We start from the raw sequence: 24,431 nt of genomic DNA on the forward strand, positions 1-24,431 counted from the left end.
ACAGAGTTGCCATCTCTTTTTATATCCTTACCCAGGGTAGAGGTGCTTCGCCCCTCAACCCTGGGCTGGGAAATCGCAACTCCTACAGAGTAGCTGCTGCTGACGGGCCTCCATTTATTATAGATAGTACGCACCTATGCGTCATGTATGGTTAGCACATTGTGGATGGTGCGAACCGATGGGGCATGTATGGTTAGTCCGTTGTGGATGGTACGCACCCCTGGCAACTCTGTAGGAGTTGCCGCTGCTGACGGGCCTCCATTTATTATAGATAGTCCGCACCTATGCGTCATGTATGGTTAGCACATTGTGGATGGTGCGAACCGATGGGGCATGTATGGTTAGTCCGTTGTGGATGGTACGCATCCCCCGGCAACTCTGTAGGAGTTGCGATTACATAGCCCAGGGTTGCGGGCATGGCCCGCTACCCTGGGTAATGCACCCACTAATATTGCTACTCTGTAAGAGTTGCGCTTAGCCGTAGGCGTTATACTCAGTTGGATAATTCCCCTACATATAGGTAGCGATGGGTTTGCGTCGGGGTAACGCCTTCGGCTAAACGCAATACTTACAGCATTGCTATACCTTATTGTATATATACCCAGGGTAGCGTGCTTCGCCCGCAACCCTGGGCTGGGGAAACGCAACTCCTACAGAGTTGCTGCTGGAATGGACCTGCTATGCCTTGGGGACGATGCCCATAAAATCAGGCCTGTCACCCAACCCTATATTCTTCACAAGCATCAACCCCAAACCTGTCTCCCAACCCTACATCCATCACAATTATCAACCACAAACCAATCACCCGCCCCCACATCCATCACAAGCATCAACCCCTAAACCAATCGGAAACCCCACATCCATCACAAGCATCAACTACAAACCAATCACCCAACCCCACATCCATCACAAGCATCAACTACAAACCAATCACCCAACCCCACATCCATCACAAGCATCAACCACAAACCAATCACCCGCCCCCGCATCCATCACAAGTATCAACCCCTAAACCAATCACCGCATCTATATCTGCTCCTACAAAACGAAGACGGATATCGCTGATTTGTCTGATATTCTTGGCAAATGCTATCAGGCAAATCAGCGATATCCGTATTTCCATCAGTATCGGCCTCGGGGCAATCGGGCAAACCCGTATGCTACGCCCGAGGCTCTGTATCGGGGCATTCCGCCGTGGCGGAGATAGTGGCGCTCTCCTACTCTACCGCCATGACAAATCCACCGCCGGGGGCGAGGTGCACCTTGAGCTTGCCGTCCTCGGGGATGGTAATCTGGCAGCGCTTGTAGTCTTCTGCCGAACGGTCGGCATTGATGCCGTCGTAGAACGCGTCGGCCTGGCGACCGGCGATGTTGAGCGGCGAGAGGTCGAGGGTGAGGTCGCGCGCGGTCCAGTTGGTGAGCGCACCCACAAACCATTTGCCGTCCTTGCGGCGTGCCACTGCCACATACTCACCTATCTCGCTCTTGAGTGGGATGGTCTCGTCCCAGACAGTGGGCACCGACACGATAAATCGGGTGCACTCCTCTTCCTGGTTGTAGTGGGTGGGCGAGTCGCAGAGCATATTGAGGGGCGAGAGGAAGACCACATACTGCGCCAGCTGGTGGGTGCGGGTGCCCTGGCTCATAGGCCGTGAGTTGTTGGGGGCATAGGTGGTCTGGGTGCCGTTGATCATGGCTCCCTGGGTGTAGTCCATAGGTCCGGCGAGCATGCGGGCAAAGGGTACGGTGACATCGTAGAGAGGCTGGTTGTACTCCTTGATGGTGCACCACTTGGTCTGCTCCTGTCCGTTGACGCCCTCAAAGTTGATGACATTGGGATAGGTGCGGTTGAGTCCGGTGGGCTTGTAGGTGCCGTGGAAGTCGATGAGCAGGTGGTACTTGGCGGTCATCTCGGCGGCACGGTAGTGGAAGTCTACGATGCGCGCGTCGTCGCTGTTGATGAAGTCGACCTTGAAGCCCTTGACGCCCATCTCCGAGTAGTGCTTGCACACGCGCTCCATGTCCTTGTCGAAGGGATAGTAGCCGGCCCAGAGGATCACGCCGACGCCCTTGGCCTTGCCATAGTCTACGATGGCCTTGATGTCTATGCCCGGCACGATGGCGAAGAGGTCGTTGCGGCGGCGCTTGGCCCATCCCTCGTCCAGCAGGATGTACTCTATGCCGTGGCGGTGGGCAAAGTCGATGTAGTACTTATAGGTTTCGGTGTTGATACCGGCCCGGAAGTCTACCTTGTATACTCCCCAGTCGTTCCACCAGTCCCAAGCCACCTTGCCGGGGCGTATCCATGAGGTGTCGGCGAGGCGAGAGGGTGAGGCGAGGCGGTATACCATGTCGTTGTCGAGCAACTGCTCGTCGGCAGTGGCATAGCAGATGATGCGCCAGGGGAACTGCTGCTGTGCATGGGCCTTGACGAGATAGTTCTCGCGACCTGTGGGCAGCTGCTCGAGCAGTCGGTAGCCTCCAATCTTGATGCCGCTGGGATAGGGGGCACACACGCCGGTGAGCTCGGGCGTCTTGCCGTTGCCCAGCCAGAAGAGCCCGGGATAGTGCTCGACATCGCTCTCTGCCACGCAGAGCCGCACGCCCTTGTCGGCCTCGACGATGAGCGGGGTGAAGATGAGGCGGGTGTCCATGAGCTGTGACAGCGCAGTGTGGGTATAGTTGTTCTCAAACGAGTTGTGGAGCTGGTCTTCGCGGTCGCCACTGTCGCGCACATAGGGTATCTGCGCTTTCCAGTCGCGGGCAAAACGCATCTGCGCCTGCTCGTCGTTGATGGTAACCTCGCTCTTAAGGGTCGAGGCGAAACGGTAGGCCATGCCCTCGTCGTAGAGGCGGAAGATGAGGTCAAATCCCTCCTTGAACTGGAGGCGCAACTGGTTGTAGCAGTCGCTCACCTCGTTGCGCTTGTAGGCAAAGGCGGCTATCTGGCCACGGTGGGTTGTCTTCACAGCACGGCGCAGATGGGAGTTCTCGCCCCATGTGCCTCTGTCGGTCTTGAGGGCTATGGCCGAGGGCAGCACGAGCTGCTGGCTGGCGTCCTTGAGACTGTACTTGATGACTGTGCCTACCTCTACCTGGGCGGTAAGCTGCCCGTTGGGCGATGTGACGGTATAGCTCTTGGCCATCATGACCAGCGCCACCATCAGAAGCCACAATGTGGTAATTCCTCTTTTTTTCATGAATTAGTTGTGCTCTGTAAAAGTGGTTATAAATATTCGTATGGGACAAAGTTAGATAAAAAACTTGAATTGCGCGATGCTTTCTGCCAAGAAATTGACTGAGGGAGTGACGATTATGTGCATTTTCCTGATTTCGGCGCGCGTCGGGAGGCTGGCGACGCCATCAGAGGGACTTGCCGCCACCGTAGGGGCAAGGGCAAGGGGCAAGGGGACGGCCTACACCTTATTAATATATATGGCGGAGGGCGGCATCGTCGTCGCCATAACGGCGGGGCTGACGAGGGTGTAACCGAAATTTATCAACTTTTTCTTCGTTATATCATTTTTTTTCCCTTAATTTGCAATATAATTCTAAAACACTACCATTATGGGAAAAGCAAAGAAAGGCGGGAAGCGCATCACCAAACGGCAGCTGTCCGAGATGCTGGTTAATTTCTTCTCCGCAAATCCGGAACGAGTCTATACATTCAAAGAGATATTCAGAGCCCTACACCTGGACACCCATCCTGCCAAGATGCTGGCGGTAGACACGATGGAAGAGATGGCGTGGGACGACTTCCTCGTGCGCACGTCCATCAACTCGTATCAGCTCAACACCAAGGGCCAGGTACAGGAAGGCGTATTCAGACGGAAGTCTAACGGCAAGAACTCATTCGTACCCTCCGACGGCGAGCAGCCCATCTTCGTGTCGGAGCGCAACTCCATGGGCGCGCTCGACGGCGACAAGGTGAGAGTATCGGTGATGGCGCGTCGCCAGAACCATATCAAGGAGGCCAAGGTGATAGAGATACTGGAGCGCAAGAAAGACACCTTCGTGGGCAAGCTGGTGGTAGGCAAGGACATCGCCTTCCTGAAGACCAACGACAATCTGGCGCGCGACATACTCATCCCCAAGAAGAGGCTGAAGAAAGGTCAGACCGACGACAAGGCGGTGGTAAAGATTGTGAGCTGGCCCGACGAGGAGCACACCAACATGATAGGCGAAGTGGTGGACATCCTGGGCAAGTGTGGCGACAACGATGTGGAGATGAACACCATCCTCGCCCAATACGGACTGCCCTACCGCTACCCCAAGGCTGTGGAAGACGCCGCCGACAAGATCACGGGCGAAATCACGAAGCAGGACGAGGCCGAGCGCGAGGACTTCCGCAACACCTGGACCTGTACCATAGACCCCAAGGACGCCAAGGACTTTGACGACGCGCTGTCTATCAAGCGCCTCGCCAACGGACTCTGGGAGGTAGGCGTGCATATCGCCGACGTGTCTCACTATGTGCACGAGGGCGACATCATAGACCGCGAGGCCGAGCGTCGCGCCACGTCTATCTATCTGGTAGACCGCACCATCCCCATGCTGCCCGAGCGGCTGTGCAACTTCGTCTGCTCGCTGCGCCCCGACGAAGACAAGCTCTGCTACAGCGTGGTCTTCAACCTCGACGAAGACGCCATGGTAAGAGACTACCGCATCGTGCATACCATCATCCGGTCTAACCGCAGATATGCTTATGAAGACGCGCAGAAGATACTGGAAGACAACGGAGTGGTGGATGGCACCGGCGAACCGGCTCCCAAGCCCAAGGACGGCAAATACCGTGGCGAGAACGCCGAACAGATAGTGACTCTCGACAGACTGGCCAAGAGGCTGCGCGCTGCCCGCTTCAAGAACGGTGCAGTGAAATTTGACTCAGAGGAACTGCGCTTCGACATCGACGAAAAGGGCAAACCCATACGCTGCTACTTCAAGCGCTCAAAGGACGCCAACAAACTGATAGAGGAATTCATGCTGCTCGCCAACAGGACTGTGGCTGAGAGCGTGGGCAAGACCGCGAAAGGCAGGAAGGCCAAAACGCTGCCTTACCGCGTACACGACAACCCCGACCCACAAAAGATGGAGACGCTGCGTGAGTTTATAGCCAAGTTCGGATACAGGGTAAAGACCGACGGCACCAAGAAAGCCATGGCAAAGAGCATCAACCGACTCATGGAGGAATGTGAGGGACATCCCGAGCAGAACCTGATACAGAAGGTGGCGCTGAGAGCCATGATGAAGGCCAAATACACCACCAAGAACATAGGCCACTTCGGTCTGGCGTTCGAATACTACACCCACTTCACCAGTCCCATCCGCCGCTATCCCGACACCATGGTCCACCGCCTGCTCACCCGCTACGCTGAGGGCGGCCGTTCGGCCAACGCCAAGCACTATGAGGAGCTCTGCGAGCACTGCTCTGACATGGAACTGGTGGCGCAGAACGCCGAGCGCGACTCCATCAAGTACAAGATGGTGGAATTTATGGGCGACCACCTGGGCGAGCAGTTCGACGCCCACATCAGCGGCATCACAGCCTATGGCATCTATGCCGAGATAGACGAGAACCACTGTGAAGGCATGATACCCATGCGCGACCTGGACGACGACTACTACGAGTTTGACGAGCGCAACTTCTGCCTCGTGGGCCGTCGTCGCCACCACAAGTACCAGCTGGGCGACGCCGTGCGCATCCAGGTGGCCAAGACCAATCTCGAAAAGAAACAACTCGACTTCACGCTTGTCGGCAATGACAAGCCCGTGGTCAAGATGCGCCATAGGAGATGAAGATAAAGTACACGCACACAGAGGAACTCTGGAACTCGTGGAGCCACGCCGGCGGCATCATGCTCGGCGTGGTGATAGGCACCATCTTTCTGGTATGGTGCGCCCAGGCCCACAACGGCTGGGCCACGGCGGGCGTGATACTCTACCTCTTTGGCATGCTCTGCTCCTATACGGCATCCACCGTCTACCACGCCCTCAGCGCCAAGTCTGTATGGAAAGAGCGGCTGCGCCGATGGGACCATGCTGCCATCTACTGGCACATAGCCGGCTCCTATTCGCCCATCACCCTCGTGGCTCTGCGCGATGAGGGCTACTGGGGATGGGGATTGTTTGTCTTCGTGTGGCTCTGCGCCATCACCGGCACCATCATGGCATTTCGCAAGCTCAAGGCCCACAGCAACCTCGAAACTCTGTGCTTCGTGCTGATGGGCCTGTCGGTGCTGGCAGCCTTCAAGCCGCTGATGGACGCCGTGAGTACCTCGGCAGTGGTATGGCTTATCGCCGAGGGAGTGGCCTATATCACCGGCGCGCTTTTCTATACGCTACACAAGCGGCAGTACAACCATACCATCTTCCACTTCTTCGTGCTCCTCGGTTCGGTGTGCCATATCATCTGTGTATGGGATGTGCTGATGCAGTATATCTAACCCTGTAAAATATAGCTTATGCCCACAATCTCCATTCAACGCAGCCTGCTCATTGCCCTTCTGGGTCTGTCGACAGTAGTCTCCAGCGCACAGTCGCGGTTCGACAAGTGGAAGTTTCCTACCTGCACCACCAAGAAAGGCCCCAATGGCCTGCAGGGTATCGTCGACAGCTCTGGCCAATGGGTTGTCCAGCCTTACTTCGATTTCCTCTTCTTCCCCTATCGATGCTATTTAGGCGAGGCACGGTACAAGGGGAGCAACGACTATTATATTATAGACCGCGACTTTAACATTGTGGGAAACGGCCCTTATCCCTTTGCCGATATTACGCCCTACTACATTATCATCAATGACCACCCCAACTGCTATGTTATCAATGCCCGAGGCCAACGCATCAGCGACATTTATAGTGAGATAAAGATATGGGACTATGGCACCGACTGGGAGGGCGAACTGCTCTTCTGCCGACGCAAGGACAATGGCAAATGGGACATACTGGGTGCCGACATGCAGCGCATAGGCAACGGCCCTGTAGATGGAGACCGACAGTATGGTGACCGTATGTACGATGTATGGCCATACCCTCTGCGCAACAACGCTGACGGTCACAACGAGAATATAATAGGACTGATACGCTTTGTAAAGGACCGCCACTACGGCCTAATGAACATGGCTGGCGAGGTCATAGTGCCTCCCATATACGCCGATATAGACAACCTGTATCTGGATGATAACATATACACCCAAACCAAGTACAAAGGCACTCAGTGTACACCCGAACAGATTGAGCGGACGGCTCTCTTCACCTGCAAGACCGACCGGGGCACCATCGTGGTAATCGATGCCATGGGGCAGACGGTCATCCCAGAGCAGAAGAGGCCCTCGCACATGGTCAAGCACATGGCTAAGAACATGGCCAAGTACCTGGGACCCTATCTGGCACGTGCCAACGACAACGACAAGCTGTGGAAGACTCGGATAACGGTTCCCTTCTACGAGTTCATCGCCCGTGTAGACAAGTGTTTTATCACCGAGATACCCAAGACGGCCAAGACGCAGAACCTGCTGGCCATGGCACAGGCCGACCAGGCTCAGAAAGACCGATTGCTGGCTCGGCAACAGCGCAAGGAGACTGCCAATAGGCAACGACAGCAGGCACAGGCGCGGAATGGAAATCGCTCTACTTCCACGCAGACTCCACGCAGTGCGGCCACGCAGTCGCAGGCTAAACGTCACGTGGCGCAGACATCGGCAGGCATCGTCCATCCCGCCTTCGGAACCTTACCCGCTTCCAACACCACTTACTTCTATGCCAAATCGGGCGGCAAGGCTGGCGAGGTGAGCCTCAACATCACGGGCCACGCCAATGGTGGCTGCTGGATACAGCTCCGAGCCTACAACCTGGGTATCCTTGCCCGCGATTTCGGCCCCGACAACGTGAAGTATGAGAGCGACTACATCGTCGTGGGTGGACGTTTCTACCAACCGGGATTCCTTAGTTATAGCCAGGGCGCCTACATCGATGCGCCGACCATAAAGATAGCCAAAGACTGGAGCCACATTATCTATATCCCGCTCAAAGGGCAGCAACAACTGTACGACCGCCCCATTGCCGAGTCGGTATACAGGCAACATGAAGCCAACATCAACCGATACAATGCCCAGCATGGTCTGTTCGAGTATGACGCTAACCACCAGCGACAGGAAGCTGAGTACAATAACCGCCGCGCCCAGGAGATGCGAAGCAACAGCCCGTCGAGCAGTGGGCAGCAGCGGAAAAATACCCGCAAGCCGGCTGGAAAGAAGATGGACGTGCGCGTGGACGAGCCCAACTATACCGGCAATACCGAGCGCGCCTGGTGCGAGCAGTGCCAGAAGTGGGACATTCCCCATCGTCATATCAAGAAGTAGCCACTATCGCCACCACCGCCAAGACGCCACCCACAGGCATGGAAGACAGGGAGCGCAAGCCCCCAAATGTGGTGGCGAATGGGGCAAAAACCAACAAAATGGTGCAATTATTTTGTAATACGCTTATTTTCATGTAATTTTGCATACTGATTACATAATTCACCATTAATGAACATACTTATAACGGGTGCGAGCGGCTTTATAGGCAGCTTTATCGTTGAGGAGGCATTGCGCCAAGGCATGGAGACCTGGGCAGCCGTGCGCCCATCGAGTTCGCGTAAGTATCTCGCCGACCCACGTATCCACTTTATCGAGCTGGACTTCTCGTCGCAAGAGCGATTGGAAGAGGCGTTGCGCCCCCATTCCTTCGACTATATCATCCATGCCGCCGGAGCCACGAAGTGCCTCAACGAGGACACGTTCTACGAGGTCAACACCGAGGGAACCAAGCGGCTGGTCAAGGCGATACTCAACCTGCAGATGCCCATCCACCGCTTTGTTTATCTCAGTTCGCTCAGCGTGATGGGAGCCATCCGCGAAGAGCAGCCCTATCAGGAGATAACCGAGCACGACTACCCCCGCCCCAATACTGCTTACGGCAAGAGCAAACTCAAGGCCGAAAGGTTCCTCGAGTCCGTAGGCAACAACTTTCCATACGTCATTCTCCGACCCACGGGCGTCTATGGCCCTCGGGAGAAAGACTACTTCATGATGGCGAAATCCATCAGCAACCACATCGACTTCGCCGTAGGCTTCCAGCGTCAGGACATCACCTTTGTTTATGTCAAAGACGTGGTGCAAGCCATATTCCTCACCCTCGACCACGGCATGAACGGTCGCAAATACTTCCTCAGCGACGGCAATGTCTATCGTTCGTCCGATTTCAGCAACCTTATCCGTAAGGCATTGGGCAACCCCTGGTGGATACGCATCACTGCGCCGGTTTGGGTGCTGAGGATTGTGACATCCATAGGCGAACTCGTGGCGCGTTCCACCGGACGCATCTCAGCCCTCAACCACGACAAGTTCAACATCCTGCGCCAGCGCAACTGGCGTTGTGACATCGAGCCCACTATGGACGAACTGGGCTACCACCCCCACTACGACCTCGCCCGCGGCGTGGCCGAAACCATAGACTGGTACAAGAATGAGGGATGGCTCTGATGCCATCGGCTTGCATATCATAATACATACAAGAAGTGAAAAAACTGTTAGATTATTTCCGCATAGAGAAACAGCCGCGCCGCGGACTCCTGGCGATGGAGTGGGTGGTGCTGGGCTATCTGGTGTTTACCCTGCTCTTTATCCTGTTTACCTATACCAAGCTCGCCAACCCCGACTCGATGATTTGGGGCCGCATGCGCGTGGTGGCGATGATGGCTGCCCTGTGGACAGTCTATCGCATCGTGCCCTGCCGTGCCACTATATTTGCCCGAGTTGTGGGACAGATGGCGCTGCTGGCATGGTGGTATCCCGATACCTATGAGCTCAACCGCGTGCTGCCCAATCTGGACCACGTCTTTGCCCAGTGGGAGCAGGCGCTGTTTGGTTTCCAGCCCGCGCTGGTGTTTGCCGAGAAGTTCTCCTCGCCCGTCATCTCCGAGCTGATGAGCATGGGCTACGCCGCCTATTACCCCATGATAGCCTGCGTGGCTCTGGTCTATTTCCTCCGCCACTATGCCGAGTTCCAGCGTTGCATATTCGTCATCATGGCGTCGTTTATGGCCTTTTATGTCATCTTCGACCTGGTGCCGGTCGTGGGCCCCACCTTTTATTATAAGGCGGCAGGTCTGCGCCATATCGCCGAAGGCGTGTTCCCCAACCTGGGGCACTACTTCAGCACCCACACCGACTGCCTCGCCACTCCGGGCTATACCGACGGCATCTTCTACCAGATGGTCGAAGACGCCAAAGCCGCCGGAGAACGCCCCACGGCAGCCTTCCCCAGCTCCCATGTGGGCATATCCACCGTGTGCATGCTCCTGTTGTGGCATGTGCGCAGCCGCAAGCTCCTGATATGCCTGCTGCCGCTCTACGTGTTCCTCTGCATGGCCACGGTCTACATCCAGGCCCACTACGCCATCGACGCACTGGCAGGTCTGGCCACGGGAGCCCTCTTCTTCGCCCTGTTCATGGCTGTTTCGCGCGGCATGGTCGAGCGCAGACACAGATAGAAAACCTATAGAAAACTCAAGATAATGAAACAACTGTATATAGAGACCTACGGATGCCAGATGAACGTGGCAGACTCTGAGGTGGTGGCTTCCATCATGAAGATGGCGGGCTATGACCTGTGTGACAATGAGGCCGACGCCGACGCCATTTTCCTCAACACCTGTAGCATACGCGAGAACGCTGAAAACAAGATATACAACCGGCTCGAGACCCTCCATGCCGAGCAGAAGAAGGGCCGCAGCCTCATCCTGGGTGTACTGGGATGTATGGCAGAGCGCGTCAAGGACGAACTCATTGACCACCACCACGCCAATCTGGTATGCGGGCCCGACAGCTATCTCAATCTGCCCGACATGATGGCGCAGTGCGAGACCGGCCACAATGCCATCGACATCGCCCTGAGCAAGACCGAGACCTACCGGGATGTAATCCCGCAGCGTATAGGCCTCGCCCACATCAGCGGATTTGTCAGCATCATGCGCGGATGCAACAACTTCTGCCACTACTGCATCGTGCCCTACACCCGAGGCCGCGAGCGCTCACGCGATGTCGACAGCATCCTGCGCGAGGTGGCCGACCTGCGCGACCGGGGCTTCCGCGAGGTGACGCTGCTTGGCCAGAACGTCAATTCCTATGGACTCTCGCCCGCCGGCAAGCGCGAGGAGGGCTCCACATCCTTCGCCCAGCTGCTGCGGCTTGTGGCGCGCTCGGTGCCCGATATGCGCGTTCGCTTTACCACCTCCAACCCCGAGGATATGACCGACGACATACTCTACGCCATTGCCGAGGAGCCCAATCTCTGCCACCACATACATTTCCCGGCACAGAGCGGCTCCAACAAGATACTCCATCTGATGAACCGCAAGTACACCCGCGAGGACTATCTGGAGCGCATAGCCGCCATACGGCGCATCATACCCGACTGCGGCATATCTACCGACCTCTTTGTGGGCTACCACGACGAGACCGAGGAAGACCACGAGCTCACCCTCTCGCTCGTACGCGAGGTGGGCTTCGACAGCGCCTTCATGTTCAAGTACTCCGAGCGCCCCGGCACCTACGCCTCCAAGCATCTGCCCGACAATGTGCCCGAGGAGGTCAAGATTGCCCGACTCAACCAGCTCATACAGCTCCAGACCGAGGTCAGCGCCGAGCAGAACCGCAAGGATGTGGGCCGCGAGTTCGACGTGCTGCTCGAGAGCGTGAGCAAGCGCAGCCGCGAACAGCTCATGGGACGCACCCCGCAAAACAAGGCGGTAGTTGTGGACAAGGGCACCCACCACGTGGGCGAAACCATACGCGTACGCATCACCGGCAGCACCAGCGCCACACTCTTCGGCGAAGAAATACACGCCGAGGCGTAAAAAACATTACCCCTTTTGTTGTTTTATATTCATAAATGACATACCTTTGTAATTATGAAAGAGTTTTTACAAATTATCAGACGGTTCGTACCGCCCTATAAGCGTTATCTGGTAGGCTCGGTGATATTCAATATCCTGGCAGCCATACTCAACATCTTCTCGTTTGCAGCCATCATCCCCATCCTGCAGATACTCTTCGACGTCAAGGGACATGCCACAGCCACCCACCTCATGGATTGGGGCAGCGGCAACATCAAGGACGTGCTGTCCAACAATGCCGACTACTACGTGCGCGAACTGATCAGCATCACCAACCCCGTGACCACTCTGCTGCTGATAGGTCTGATTCTCACCTTCATGACCTTCCTCAAGACGGCCGCCTACTTCCTGTCCTCGGCAGCCATCATCCCTATGCGTACAGGCGTGGTGCGCGACATCCGCAACTCGCTGTACAAGAAGATTACCTCTCTGTCGCTCGGCTTCTTCAGCGAAGAGCGTAAGGGCGACATCATCGCCCGCATGAGCGGCGACGTGCAGGAGATTGAGAACAGCATCATGGCCTGGATAGACATGCTCATCAAGAACCCCATCCTTATACTCTTCTACTTCTGCGCCCTGCTCTTCATCTCGTGGAAGCTCACCCTCTTCACCCTCTGCTTCGTGCCCCTCTTCGGATGGTTTATGGGCGTGGTGGGACGCAAGCTCAAGGCCAGCAGCATCAAAGTCCAGGCGCTATGGAGCGACACCATGAGCCAGGTCGAGGAGACCCTCGGCGGACTGCGCATCATCAAGGCCTTCTGCGCCGAGGAGAAGATGAACCAGCGTTTCGACCGCACCAACTCCAGCTACCGTGACAACCTCGCCCGCGTGCAGGTGCGCCAGCAGGCCGCCCACCCCATGAGCGAGTTCCTGGGCACACTCATGATAGTCATCGTGCTGTGGTTTGGCGGCATCATGGTGCTGCGCAGCCACGTCATGACGGGCCCCACATTCATCTACTACCTCGTCATCCTCTACTCCATCATCAACCCGCTCAAGGAGTTCTCGCGCGCCAGCTACAACATCCCCAAGGGTCTGGCCAGCATGGAGCGCATCGACCGCATACTCAATGCCGAGATAGACATCCGCGAGAAGAGCGACCCCGTACACATCAGCGGGCTGGAGCACCAGATTGAGTTCCGCCACGTGTCCTTCCGCTACGACCAGCAGTGGGTGCTGCGCGACATCAACCTCGTCATACCCAAGGGCAAGACCATCGCGATCGTGGGACAGAGCGGCTCGGGCAAGTCTACCCTGCTCGACCTCATCCCCCGTTACTACGATGTGCAGGAGGGCGAGGTGCTCATCGACGGCATCAATGTCAAGGACCTGGGCATACACGACCTGCGACAGCTCATCGGCAATGTCAACCAGGAGGCCATCCTCTTCAACGACTCGTTCTACAACAACATCACCTTCGGCGTGAGCAACGCCACCAAGGAAGAGGTAGAGCGCGCCGCACGCATAGCCAATGCCTATGAGTTCATCACCGAGTCAGAGCACGGCTTCGATACCAACATCGGCGACCGCGGCGGACGACTCAGCGGCGGACAGCGACAGCGCGTCAGCATAGCCCGCGCCATACTCAAGAACCCGCCCATACTCATCCTCGACGAGGCCACCTCGGCACTCGACACCGAGAGCGAGCGACTGGTTCAGGAGGCGCTGGAGCGACTCATGAAGACGCGCACAACCATCGCCGTAGCCCACCGACTCTCTACCATCAAGAGCAGCGACGAAATCTGCGTGCTCCACGAGGGCCGTATCGTAGAGCGGGGTACCCACGACGAGCTGCTCCAGATAGACGGCTATTACAAGAAGCTGCACGACATGCAGCAGGTTTAACCCCACGACTACCACTATGATGCGTATCTTATACAAGTTCATCTTCGGACTGCTCTACCTGCTCTCGCTGCTCCCGCTACGGGTACTCTACATCGTGTCAGATTTCTTCTATCTGCTCGTCTACCACGTTGTGGGCTACCGCAAGCGACTCGTGCGCAGGCATCTGGCAGAGTCGTTCCCCGAGAAGTCCGAGACACAGCGCCGCGCCATAGAACGGGGCTTCTACTCATGGTTCTGCGACTATCTGGTCGAGACCATCAAGCTCCTCTCCATCAACCGCCGATGGATGATGCGCCACATGCGCTTCACCGGAACAGACAAGGTCAACGAGGCCATCGAGCGCGGACAGTCCGTGGGCATCTATCTCGGACATTTCTGCAACTGGGAGTGGATTACCTCACTACCCTTGTGGGTGACACAGGCAGCACAGTGCACACAGATATACCATGTACTGGAGAATAAGGAGTTCGACCGCCTCTTCCTGCATCTGCGCTCGCGCTTCGGGTCTGAGAGCATACCTATGGCAGAGACTCTGAGACGCATCGCGCGCTACCGTGCCGAGCACCAGCCTATCATCATGGGATATATATCCGACCAGATACCCTTCTGGAACAACATCCACCACTGGCTCGACTTCCTCCACCACGATACGCCTGTGCTCACGGGCACCGAGAAGATAATGCGAGGCACCCGGCAGGCAGTCTTCTACATCGACGTGCGCCGCATACGACGCGGATACTACGAGGCTCACTTCGTGCCTATCACCGACCATCCCGAGCAGACCACCGAGTGGCAGCTCACCGACCGCTACTTCCAGCTGCTTGAGGCGTCGATACGCCGGCAGCCCGAGTGCTATCTCTGGACCCACAACCGCTGGAAGCGCAGCCACGAGGAATACAATCTGAGGCTCGACCCCACCACAGGCATCGTCAACCTTACCGACTCGGTCGAAGAGCTGAGACGCAAGCGCAACGCTGCAGCAGCGCAAGACAACAACCCACTATAAACCCAAACATATATAAAACCCCTTTTACACCAGTAGGATAAAAATATACTATTTATAGAGGAAATCGGTCATTAGAGGTTGATTATTTGTGGTCATAACCTAACGCTTTTTACACTCAATCAATAACATTCTCCAAGTTTTGATTAGAGTGGGGCTTACTTTTTGAAGAAACAAGCCCGAAATCCCATTTTCAGAGGACTCCGGGCGAGGTATTTGTGCTCTTTAGAGTTTTAGCGGACAGCAAAAATATTCTTATTCATCGTTATCTTCTATATTTGGCAGATAATCACTGGCTTTAGCCTGTGTTATCACTCCGTGTCCCAGCTTTGACTCCAACTGCGTGCGTGCCGCTTTCGCCACGCTGCCACCATCCTTAGCAACTTGCTTCTGCTGATGGAATCCATTAGGGTTGCGCTGTTTGGACAACTCCGTGGCAGATGCCTCGGCAAGCATATTGAGAGCTATCTCCATGTTGGTCATATTGTCGCGCAGGCTTTCCTTCTTCAAGCCTTTGAAACTCTTGTACTGTTTGGTCGTCATTCCGCTCCACTCTTGGGTAATGATGTCGGTAAGAGAAGCATATTGCAGGCCTTGCTGTACACCAGTGCGTGCCCATTCATCGGTGAGTTCTTTTCTGATTTCTATAGACTTAATACGCTGGTTTATCCAAGCATCGGAATATCCCAAACGTTTGTAGTCAACAATGGCTTGGTCTATGCTCTTTTCAGGATCCTGCATCTGTTCCAAACGAGTGCTTGCCACCTGTGCCATCCATACCTTGAAAGGCTCTGCCTTCGGTGAAGGAATCGACTGGATAATGCGGAAGAGTTGCTCAGTGTCGGCAACGTCAGTCATGCGCAATTTGCCGTCTGAGGCACGAAGTTTTAACCCGTGACAATTTGTCACGGTTTCATTACCTTCTTTTTTGAGCCTCTGCTTCAGCTTTCTCCAATAAGCATTGGCATCTTTGCTGTCAGTCAGCACACCGCATACATCCACAATGGAGAAATACCATTTTTCCTCCTTATCGTCCCATACAGTGCGCACCTTCTTTTCTTCAAATAGTTGAAGAGATTCCTTCTTCGTCATATTATTCTATTTCATTATCATATTGTCAATCAATGTTATCTTCTCTAAGCAAGCCCTAATGACCGATTTTGGGGTAATTGTGGTTATTGAGCTTGTGCCCCCTTTGACGGTCTATCGCCCTACCTGATGGCGGTGCTTACCTCATAGGTGCCCGAACCATAGTGGCGCGTGTCGTAGGTGCCTCCACGCTGGGGGATGCACACTTCGGCAGTAGTATTGGCAGGGATGGTAAACTGCCAGTGCAGCATATTGCCGTCTCTACGCCAGCGGCTCTCTATGAGACCATAGGGCGAGCGGTGGGTGGCATTGACATGAGTGAGACCCTCTGGGATGCGGGGCTGCAGGCGTATGTGACTGTAGCCGCGGCTGTCGCTGGTCTGACCGATGCCCGCCAGATACTGGTAGTACCAGATGACGAGGTCGCCCAGGAGCATGATATGGTTGCCGGAGTTCATGCGTGGGTTGGCGGTGTCGCCGTTCCACAGTTCCCAGATGGTGGTGGCGCCGTGGTCGGTCATGAATCCCCAACTGGGATAGGTGCGGTTGGTGGCGAGGGTATAGGCTATGTCGCCACGCCCATAGTCGGTGAGTCCGCGCATGATCTCCTGCGTGCCCAGCACACCGGTAGAGATATGGGGAGTGCCGGCGGCGGTCATCTTGGCTACCACCTGGCCAAACACTCTATCGGCCTCGCCCTCGGGCACCAGCCCCCAGCGCAGCGCCAGGATGTTGGCGGTCACCGTGTTGTTGTCATACCAGCCCTTGTCGGCATGGTAGAAGCGGCGGTTGAACGCCTCGCGCGTCTCCCTGCCCATCTCCTGCCACAGCGCCACATCGGCGGTCTTGCCCGCTATCCCGGCAAAGCGCTCCATGAGCCGGCACAGCCGGTAGTAGGCTGCCGTGGCGAGCACGGGACCACGCGTGATGCGTGTAGAGTCCTTGGAGTGTATGAGTTCGGGGCTTTCGGGCGGCAGACACCAGTCTCCGTAGACATCGCGGGTGATGATGCCGTGGTCATCGTAGCGGTTTTTGAGATGCAGCATGAACATCTTCATCGGCTCATAGGCCTCGCGGATGGGCTGCGAGTCACCATACTGCTCGTCGAGCATCGCTGCCACGGTGTACCACGCCATGGGCCAGGTCACATTGTCACTGTATACGCTCCAGTAGCGCGGTGCGATGTCGCTCACCACACTGTCGGCACGCTGCGTAAGCGTGATGTCGCGCACCCATTTGGCGTAGAGCTGGTGGGCGTCGTAGATATAACTGGCGCCATAAGACCCTGTGGCGTGGTCGCCGAGCCATCCCAGCCGCTCGTCGCGCTGCGGACAATCGGTGGGTATGCCACGGTAGTTGCCGCGAATGCCCCAGACGGCGCAGTGGTAGACGGCGTTGATGGTGGGGTCAGAGGTGTCGAAGGTGCCGGTGGTGGCCATGCGGTCGTAGACCACCCGCCCCTGGATGTCGGCAAGCGATGGCTGGCGCTTGAAGCCGCTCAGCTCGACAAACCTGAAGCCGTGGAGGGTAAACCTCGGCTCCCAGGTAGCAGCCTTGTGGGCGCTCACGTAGGTGTCGGTGACGAGCGCCGTGCGCAGATTGAGCATGAAGAGCGAGTCGCGGTCCTTCATGCGCTCGGCAAAGCGCAGCCGCAGCGTGTCGCCCTCGTCGCCGCGCAGTCTGATGCGCAGCCTTCCCACCATGTTCTGCCCCATATCCATGATATAGCGGCCGTCGGCAGTACGGTAGATGGAGCGTGGCGCCACGCTGTCCATCACCTCGATGTTGGGGTTGATCTGTGCGCGCACCACGGGCGCCGGAGTCTTGACGCGCTCGGCTTGCCGCCAGCGGCTGTCGTCATATCCGGCGAGGCTCCAGCCCGGCATCTCGCGGGTGGCGTCGTAACGCTCGCCGTCAAACTCGTTGTTGGTCTGTATGGGGCCGTCGGCCATCATGCGCCACGAGGTGTCGGTGGCGATCACCGTCTGGCGGCCGTCGGTGGTGGTCACCACGAGCTGGGCCAGGAGCCGTGGCAGCCCGAAGCCGCGCATGCCGGGGTTGCGCATGGCCATGAAGCGGCCGTTGCCCAGCACCACGCCTATGGCGTTGGCTCCGCGCCTGACCTCGCGGGTCACATCAAAGGTATTGTACATCACCTCGCGGTCGTAGTTGGTGGGTCCGGGGGCAAGCACCTGCGTGCCTATGCGGTGTCCGTTGATGTAGGCTTCGTAGAGTCCCAGTCCGCTGATGTAGAGCACGGCGCTCCTTACGCGCCCCGCGATGCTGAAGTCGCGGCGCAGATAGCGGGCGTTGATGCGGGTGCGTCGGTCCTTGGGCGCCTCGACATCAGAGTCGAAGCTGCCACCTATCCACAGGGCACGCCACTCGGTGCGGTCCATCAGGCCAGTGAGCCAGTTGCCCACGCGGCTCACGGCGCTGCCGGCTGTGGTCTGGCTCTCTATCTGGTAGTAGTAGCGGGTGCCGCTGGCGAGCGGCTGTCCTGCATAGTCGATGTAGAGCTGGCGGTCAGAGTTCTGGCATCCGGAGTCCCAGATGTCGGCTTTGCCCTTGCGCAGCAGCTGTGGCGACGATGCCACGCGTATGCGGTAAGCCGTCTGCTTGACGTTGGGCACAGAGGCATCAAGCTGCCAGCTGAAGCGTGGTCGGGGGCAGTCTATGCCCTCGGCGTGGTCGAGCCCCTCGACGCGGGTGGCTGTCACCGCCACAGCGGGCTTGCCCTTGGCGGGGGCAGCAACGGCATTGGTGGCTCCGGCCATCGCCGAAACCACCAATAGGGTCAATGATAGGAATGTGTATTTCATTTCTTCTTGTTTTTGTCCATCAACACTTTCATCCAGTAGCCACCGATAACCGAGCGGGCCTTAAATCCCTGCTGGCGGCCGGTCTTGGTGTTGTGCCAGTCACTGATGGGCACGCGTGTGGGCGTCTCGTTGACATAGGTGTAGACAGGCTCCATGAGCGCCTCGAAGGTCTTGGCGTTGGGGGCCATACCCGCGAGCCACATGATCCAGTCGCTCTTGGTGTAGTCCTTACGACAGTCGAGCGGCAAGCCATACTTGTTCTGCTTGGTGAGATAATACTTGAACTCGCGGTCCATCACCTTGTCCGAGAAGATATGGGTGCCCCACATCTTGTCCCACACGATGTTGTACTTCTGGCTCCAGGTGCCTTCGCGGTCGTAGGCGAGCCGGTAGTGGTCGCCCTCGCGCGCCATCTGCTCCCACTGCTTGCCCATCTCGCGGGCCTTGTCCATGTAGCGCTTGGCCACGTCGGCATTGCCGCGTATCTCTGCCATCTTAGCATAACCAGCCACACCCATGATGGCCTTGAGCGCCAGATTGGCGTTGTGTGCCCAGTGTCCGGCGAAGTCGTCGGTGCAGAGCTGGTTGGCGGGGTCGAGTCCGTGTTCTACCAGATAGTCGGCCCAGGTGGTGATGATGTCCCAGTAGCGGTCGGCGTAGGCTGTGTTGCCCTCGATGCGCGAGATTTCGGCGGCGAGGGTGAGCATATTGCCAGCCTCCTCGAGCGGCATGTCGGCTCCGTATACCTGGCCGTTGGCTATGGGATAGGTGCCCAGGTCGTGGGCGGCAAAGGGCTTGTCCCACCGGCCGCTGCGGCTATACTCGAAGATGCTGGTCATCATGGCCTTTACCAGTTCGGGATTGTATATCAGGAAGAGGGGGGCTGAGGGATAGGTGAGGTCGACGGTGTTGACACAGCCGTTGGACGCGTTCTCCTTGGAGAAGAAGAGCAGGTTGCCGTCGTTGTCTTCAAAGAGCTTGTGGGCTGCCATGACATGGCGGTAGGAGGCAGAGAGCAGCTCGGCGTAGTGCACGTTGCCTGCGGCGAGGGCGTCGTCGTAGATGCGCTTGTCGAGCAGGCGGCTGCGCTCCATGATATTCTGATAGTCTCTATGATAACGGTCGAAGGCGTCAAAGATAGTGGTGCGGCCGTCACGTGCCCAGTAGCCTTTGTAGCGGTGGAACATATACTCGATGTCGAAAATCTCGTCGTAGCCTATCATCATATAGCTCTCGGCAGTAGAGACCTGACCCAGGTTGCGCATATAGGCGAGGGTGGGCACATCGTAGCTCTTGCGGCTTATCATCTCGGTCTGGGTCGCGAGCAGGGCACCTTTGCGTATGAAGGCGGTCATCATGGCGGTGCTCTCGCCCAGGCTCACGGTACCATTGACGGCGGGCATGTAGAAGTAGCCCCAGTCGATGCACACTCCGTCGCCCTTGGTGGCAAGGATGGCTTGGTTTATGGTGCCTGTCTTGACATAGTTCACGCCATTGTGGGTCTCAAAGGTAGACCGCGTGGGCTGGGGCTTCTTGAACTTGGCCACCATGGGGTCGGCGCCCATGAAGAACTGCACATCGTGGGTCTTGCCGTCGGTGGCTGCCACGCGGTAGGAGATGTATCCCACTGGGGTGGAAAGCAGCTCGAGGTCGTCGTAGAGCATGGGCGAGGTGAAGACCACGTCGAGTTTGACGGGGCCGCACTCGAAGGTGTAGTAGGTGCTGGTGGCGAGCACGCTGACAGAGGTCTGGCGCGCCTGGCGTATCTCCTTGAGCACGGGGGCAGCGTCGCAGTAGAGGCCGAAGTCGGCCAGTGCGCCCTTGGTGCCATTGTGTCCGTGCATGGCAATGAGGTTTTCGCCCTCATGCAGCAGCCGCTTCATGTCGGCAGTGAGCGCGATGCGGGCGCCGTCTCTATAGCCCTTCTCGCTGCGCACCTGGGTGCCGTTGATGAAGAGGGCGCCATCGTCGTCGTGCGACCAGATGACATAGAGGTCGCGGGCGAGCTGGTCGGCAGTGAGCGTGACGGTGCGGCGTATGTAGATATTGCTGCCGTCGCCGGTCCAGAGCGTGCGCATGGTGAGGTTTTCCTTGGTGCCAAAGGCGGCCTTGCCCTGCTTCCATGCGGTGTCGTCGAAGCCGGGCTTCTGCCATCCGTCGGCAGGAGTGTCGGTGGTGTAGCGGCCCTCCCATTCGGCGTCTTCGGCATTGGGCGCCACCACGTCGAGCAGTTTCTTGGCGGGGGTTCCCATGAAGCGGTATACCTGTCCGTCTACGCGCAACAGACCCTCGAGGGGCTTCTGTCGGGGCGACCAGTGGGTGATGTTACCGTCGTTGAGGTGGTCGTAGGGCGACCAGAGGGTGAAGTAAGGGTCATTGGTGATGAGCGGAACGGCAGGCAGGCGCAGCGCTGTCTGGCGATAGGGCTCATAGAAGTTGTCGGCCTTGGCGTAAACCAAGAATGTGGCGAGAAGCGCCACCAATAGCATTGATTTCTGTTTCATGATAATGGTATAGAGATAACGTGTAATAATGATAAAGTCTGTAGAAATCGCCCTGATGCAGGTGCTGGTTTCTACAAACTTCGTGATAAGTTTCTTATTTGAGGTTGAAGACCAGGTGGCGGCCACGGGTCAGCTCGTCGTGAGAGATGCGGTAGCGGCTGAGCTTCTTGCCACCGAGCGACATGCTGCTGATAAATTTCTGGCCGTCAAGGTCGCGGTTGGCTTCGATAACTATGTCGCCCTGGGGATAGTAACGCTTGTCGAGATGCAGCGTCACGCGGTCGAAAACGGGAGAAGTGAGGGTATAGTAGGGCTGGCCGGGGCAGTCGGGGTAGAGACCCATCATCGAGAAGATGGCCCACGACGACATGGTGCCGCAGTCTTCGTTGCCGGGAATACCGTCGGGCGTGGCCTTGTAATACTTGTCGAGCAGGCGTGCCACCTCTTTCTGCGTGCGCCACTCTTGGCCTTTGAAGTAGCTGAACAGGTAGGGATAGGCGATATCGGGCTCGTTGGCAGGGTCATAGAGATTCTCGTCAAACACCCGCTGCAGTTTGTTGACAAAAGCCTTCTCGCCACCCATGAGGCGTGCCAGTCCCTTCACATCGTGGGGCACGTAGAAGGTGTAGTTCCAGGCCGAGCCCTCGTGGAATCCGGGAGCGTTGGAGAAGTCGGCGCCGTCCTTGGGGTCAAACGGGGTGAGCCAGGAGCCGTCGGCATGGCGTGGGCGCAGGGTTCCAAACTTCTTGTCGTAATAGTGCTTATAGCCGAGTGAACGCTTGTAGAACAGGGCGGCATCGTCCTTCTTGCCCAAGGCTGTCGCCAGATTGCTCAAGGCATAGTCGGCGATATAGTATTCGAGGGCGTGCGACACCGAGTTGTCTCCCGAGTTGTCCTGGGCAAAGGCGCCGAGAGGCACGTAGCCCTTGGCGATATAGTCGTCGATGTCGGGACGCATGCGGTTGTCCTTGCCGGGCAGCGTGGCACTGGCGCGGAACGCCTTGTAGGCTGTCTCGATGTCGAAGTCGCGCAAACCTTTGAGCCAGGTATCGGTAATGACAGGTATCGACGGGTCGCCTTCCATGGTCCATGTCTCCCGTCCGAACAGCTCCCACTTCGGCATCCATCCCCACTCCTTATACATGTCTATCATCGAGCGCACCATGTCGGTCTGTCGCTCGGGATAGAGCAGAGTCTCCAGCTGGTGCAGGTTGCGATACGTATCCCAGAGCGAGAAGACCGTGTAGCGGGTGCGGTCGGTACGTCCTATACGTCCGTTCTCCATCTCGGGGTATTCGCCATTGACGTCCTGGAGGATATTGGGATGTATCTGGGTGTGGTAGAGAGCGGTATAGAACACGCGGCGCTGTGCCTCGGTTCCGCCCTCAACGGTAATGGTGTTGAGGGTTTCGGCCCAACGCTTGCGTGCTTCTGCGCGAACCTTGTCAAACTGGAAACCTTGCTGCTCGTGGTCCAGATTTTCGCGGGCGTTGGCAATAGACACGAAGCTGACGCCTATCTGAACCTCAACCTGCTCGCCCTCTTCGGCGTCGTAGCTGAAATAGTAGCCCACCTCATTGCCGGCGAGCTCACGCTTATAGTTACGGTATATCTTGTACTTTCCGTTGTCTGGGTCCCACTGTGCCTCGACGCCGGTCATAGGCGGCTGCTTCTTCCAGAAGCCTGCCTCGCGCGGCGCCTTGTTCACGCGCATCACGAAGTACATGGGGAACACGGCTTGAGGGTTGTAGCAGAATGTTCCCAACAGTCGCATGCCTTCTATCTCGGTATCCGAAACCCGGCGGATGCTTCCTCCCACCTCGTTGGTGAGTCCGTCGCCGACGTTCATGAGCAGATGGGCCTCGCCCTTCTTGAAGGTAAAGCGCTCAATGGAAGAGCGGTCGGTAGCGGTGACCTCGCACTTGATGCCATACTTGGTGAGCTCGTTGGAGTAGTAGCCCGGCGTAGCCTGTTCGTTGCGGTACTCGGAGCCATAGTGGCGGTAGTCTACATCCAGCTTGCCCTGCGTGGGCATCAGCAGCAGAGAGCCCATCTCGGGGCAGCCCACACCGCTCAGGGTGACATGGGCAAAACCGGTGAAGTACTTGTTCTCATGCACATAGGGCGTAGACCACCAGCGGGCGTCCTTGTCGTAGACATTGAGGTCGGACCCCATCACATTGAACGGAACCACAGACATCAAGCCGTGAGGCCGGATGGCGCCAGGGTTACACACACTGAAATTGGTCGTTCCGATAAACGGATCGACATAATCTACCGGTTGCTTCTGTGCCTGTGTCGAGATCACCGACATGGCAAGCAGCGCCATAGCTAATATCGTCTTCTTATACATATTATATATCTTTGCTACAAAGGTAATGCAAACCGCAGAGAATACAAAACAATCTGCTCCATTTTTTCCCCCACGGGCCGTTTCTTTCTCGATTTCACACCTGGGGGCAATCTCCATCGCGCCAACCATCATGACGACGACAGCGCAACAAGAGAGAAAATAAACGGGTTTTATTTTGTATTTCTCTGCGGTTTACACTAACTTTGCACTTATAATCATAAGGTATATGGCAAAGAATGTATCTTGGTCGGACGACTACTGGTTGCTGCTGATGCAGCTCTACCTGCGCAAACCCGTAGGTGTAAAGGCGCTATATTCACGTGGATTGGTGCAGTTGGCCCTCGAGCTGCATATCGAGCCACGCGTGCTGCGCGCCCAGATGTTCCGCCTGCGTCAGATTGACGCCCCGGTCATCCAGCAGCTTTGGGACAAGTACGCAACCCACCCCGCTCGGTTGCGCAAGGAGGTCAACCTGCTGCGGCGCATGAATGGATTCGGGCTTGCCAGCGAGTTCTATCAGGGCGTCGAGGTGAGCGGCATGTCGTGGGAGAACGACTTCAAGCCCATCGACGGCACTACCCTTATTCCCCTCGCGCTGGTGCTGGTGCTCGACCTCTACTTCAGGCTGGTGCCCATCACCATGGTGCCCGAGACGCCCGAGATCGTCGAGCTGGCACAGCTCATCGGCATCACCCCCGCCGAGGTATGCCAGGTGATGGATATATTCCAGGGATTTGACCCCTACCTTAATAGAACTACCGATACCGAAGGCGCGCTCTACGAGGCGTGCAAGGCGATATGGAACCGCTTCGGCAACGACGACCCCAACCCTCTTGCGTCCTTTGCCGCACAGGTGAAGGACTATTTCAAGTAAGTCAGACTT

At 56.9% G+C, this 24,431-nt stretch carries 15 protein-coding genes; 10 read left to right on the forward strand and 5 right to left on the reverse strand.

Annotated elements, in window-relative coordinates; all coding sequences use genetic code 11:
• Window positions 1-1,217: 1,217 nt before the first annotated feature.
• Window positions 1,218-3,200, reverse strand: a complete 1,983-nt coding sequence (locus tag CIK95_RS02395; protein ID WP_094466161.1) for a glycoside hydrolase family 97 protein — start codon at window positions 3,198-3,200, stop codon at window positions 1,218-1,220.
• Between the two features lie 76 nt (window positions 3,201-3,276).
• On the opposite strand from CIK95_RS02395, the gene CIK95_RS02400 reads away from it, so the two are divergent.
• From CIK95_RS02400 to CIK95_RS02440, 9 genes are all read left to right on the forward strand, one after another.
• Complete coding sequence (locus CIK95_RS02400) at window positions 3,277-3,489, forward strand: hypothetical protein (protein WP_094466162.1); 213 nt, start codon at window positions 3,277-3,279, stop codon at window positions 3,487-3,489.
• A 78-nt stretch (window positions 3,490-3,567) separates the two neighbouring features.
• Window positions 3,568-5,796: a ribonuclease R gene (rnr, locus tag CIK95_RS02405; protein WP_022310454.1), complete on the forward strand. Its 2,229-nt coding sequence runs from the start codon at window positions 3,568-3,570 to the stop codon at window positions 5,794-5,796.
• On the forward strand, window positions 5,793-6,443 hold the full coding sequence (locus CIK95_RS02410; protein ID WP_022310455.1) for a hemolysin III family protein: 651 nt from the start codon (window positions 5,793-5,795) through the stop codon (window positions 6,441-6,443). Before rnr ends, CIK95_RS02410 begins: the two co-directional genes overlap by 4 nt.
• Window positions 6,444-6,461: 18 nt before the next feature.
• The gene (locus CIK95_RS02415) at window positions 6,462-8,354 is read left to right on the forward strand and encodes a hypothetical protein (RefSeq protein ID WP_094466163.1); all 1,893 of its coding nucleotides are present in this window, start codon (window positions 6,462-6,464) and stop codon (window positions 8,352-8,354) included.
• Between the two features lie 168 nt (window positions 8,355-8,522).
• Complete coding sequence (locus CIK95_RS02420; RefSeq protein WP_094466164.1) at window positions 8,523-9,518, forward strand: NAD(P)-dependent oxidoreductase; 996 nt, start codon at window positions 8,523-8,525, stop codon at window positions 9,516-9,518.
• 95 nt (window positions 9,519-9,613) lie between these two features.
• Entirely contained in the window at window positions 9,614-10,528 is a 915-nt protein-coding gene (locus CIK95_RS02425; RefSeq protein ID WP_094466267.1) for a phosphatase PAP2 family protein, read from the forward strand.
• Between the two features lie 24 nt (window positions 10,529-10,552).
• Window positions 10,553-11,893, forward strand: coding sequence for a tRNA (N6-isopentenyl adenosine(37)-C2)-methylthiotransferase MiaB (gene miaB, locus CIK95_RS02430; RefSeq protein WP_022310459.1), 1,341 nt, complete (start codon window positions 10,553-10,555; stop codon window positions 11,891-11,893).
• Between the two features lie 54 nt (window positions 11,894-11,947).
• Window positions 11,948-13,777: an ABC transporter ATP-binding protein gene (locus CIK95_RS02435; RefSeq protein ID WP_094386768.1), complete on the forward strand. Its 1,830-nt coding sequence runs from the start codon at window positions 11,948-11,950 to the stop codon at window positions 13,775-13,777.
• A gap of 16 nt (window positions 13,778-13,793) precedes the next feature.
• Window positions 13,794-14,783 carry a lysophospholipid acyltransferase family protein gene (locus CIK95_RS02440; protein WP_371591356.1) on the forward strand — a complete coding sequence of 330 codons (990 nt, stop codon included), beginning with the start codon at window positions 13,794-13,796 and terminating at the stop codon, window positions 14,781-14,783.
• A 252-nt stretch (window positions 14,784-15,035) separates the two neighbouring features.
• On the opposite strand, the gene CIK95_RS02445 is transcribed toward CIK95_RS02440, so the two are convergent.
• From CIK95_RS02445 to CIK95_RS02460, 4 genes are all read right to left on the reverse strand, one after another.
• A complete protein-coding gene (locus CIK95_RS02445; protein ID WP_094386769.1) occupies window positions 15,036-15,872 on the reverse strand; it encodes a Bro-N domain-containing protein in 837 nt (278 codons plus the stop codon).
• 119 nt (window positions 15,873-15,991) lie between these two features.
• Window positions 15,992-18,691 (reverse strand): alpha-L-rhamnosidase, encoded by a 2,700-nt coding sequence (locus tag CIK95_RS02450; RefSeq protein ID WP_094466165.1) that lies wholly within the window; start codon window positions 18,689-18,691, stop codon window positions 15,992-15,994.
• On the reverse strand, window positions 18,688-21,195 hold the full coding sequence (locus tag CIK95_RS02455; RefSeq protein WP_094466166.1) for a glutaminase domain-containing protein: 2,508 nt from the start codon (window positions 21,193-21,195) through the stop codon (window positions 18,688-18,690). Before CIK95_RS02455 ends, CIK95_RS02450 begins: the two co-directional genes overlap by 4 nt.
• A 94-nt stretch (window positions 21,196-21,289) precedes the next feature.
• Window positions 21,290-23,524 carry a GH92 family glycosyl hydrolase gene (locus tag CIK95_RS02460; RefSeq protein ID WP_254046407.1) on the reverse strand — a complete coding sequence of 745 codons (2,235 nt, stop codon included), beginning with the start codon at window positions 23,522-23,524 and terminating at the stop codon, window positions 21,290-21,292.
• Between the two features lie 250 nt (window positions 23,525-23,774).
• Here CIK95_RS02460 and CIK95_RS02465 point away from each other — a divergent pair, with 250 nt between their 5' ends.
• Window positions 23,775-24,422, forward strand: a complete 648-nt coding sequence (locus CIK95_RS02465) for a hypothetical protein (protein WP_094386773.1) — start codon at window positions 23,775-23,777, stop codon at window positions 24,420-24,422.
• Window positions 24,423-24,431: the final 9 nt, after the last annotated feature.

The organism is Prevotella sp. P5-108 (assembly GCF_002251385.1).
Classification (GTDB): domain Bacteria; phylum Bacteroidota; class Bacteroidia; order Bacteroidales; family Bacteroidaceae; genus Prevotella.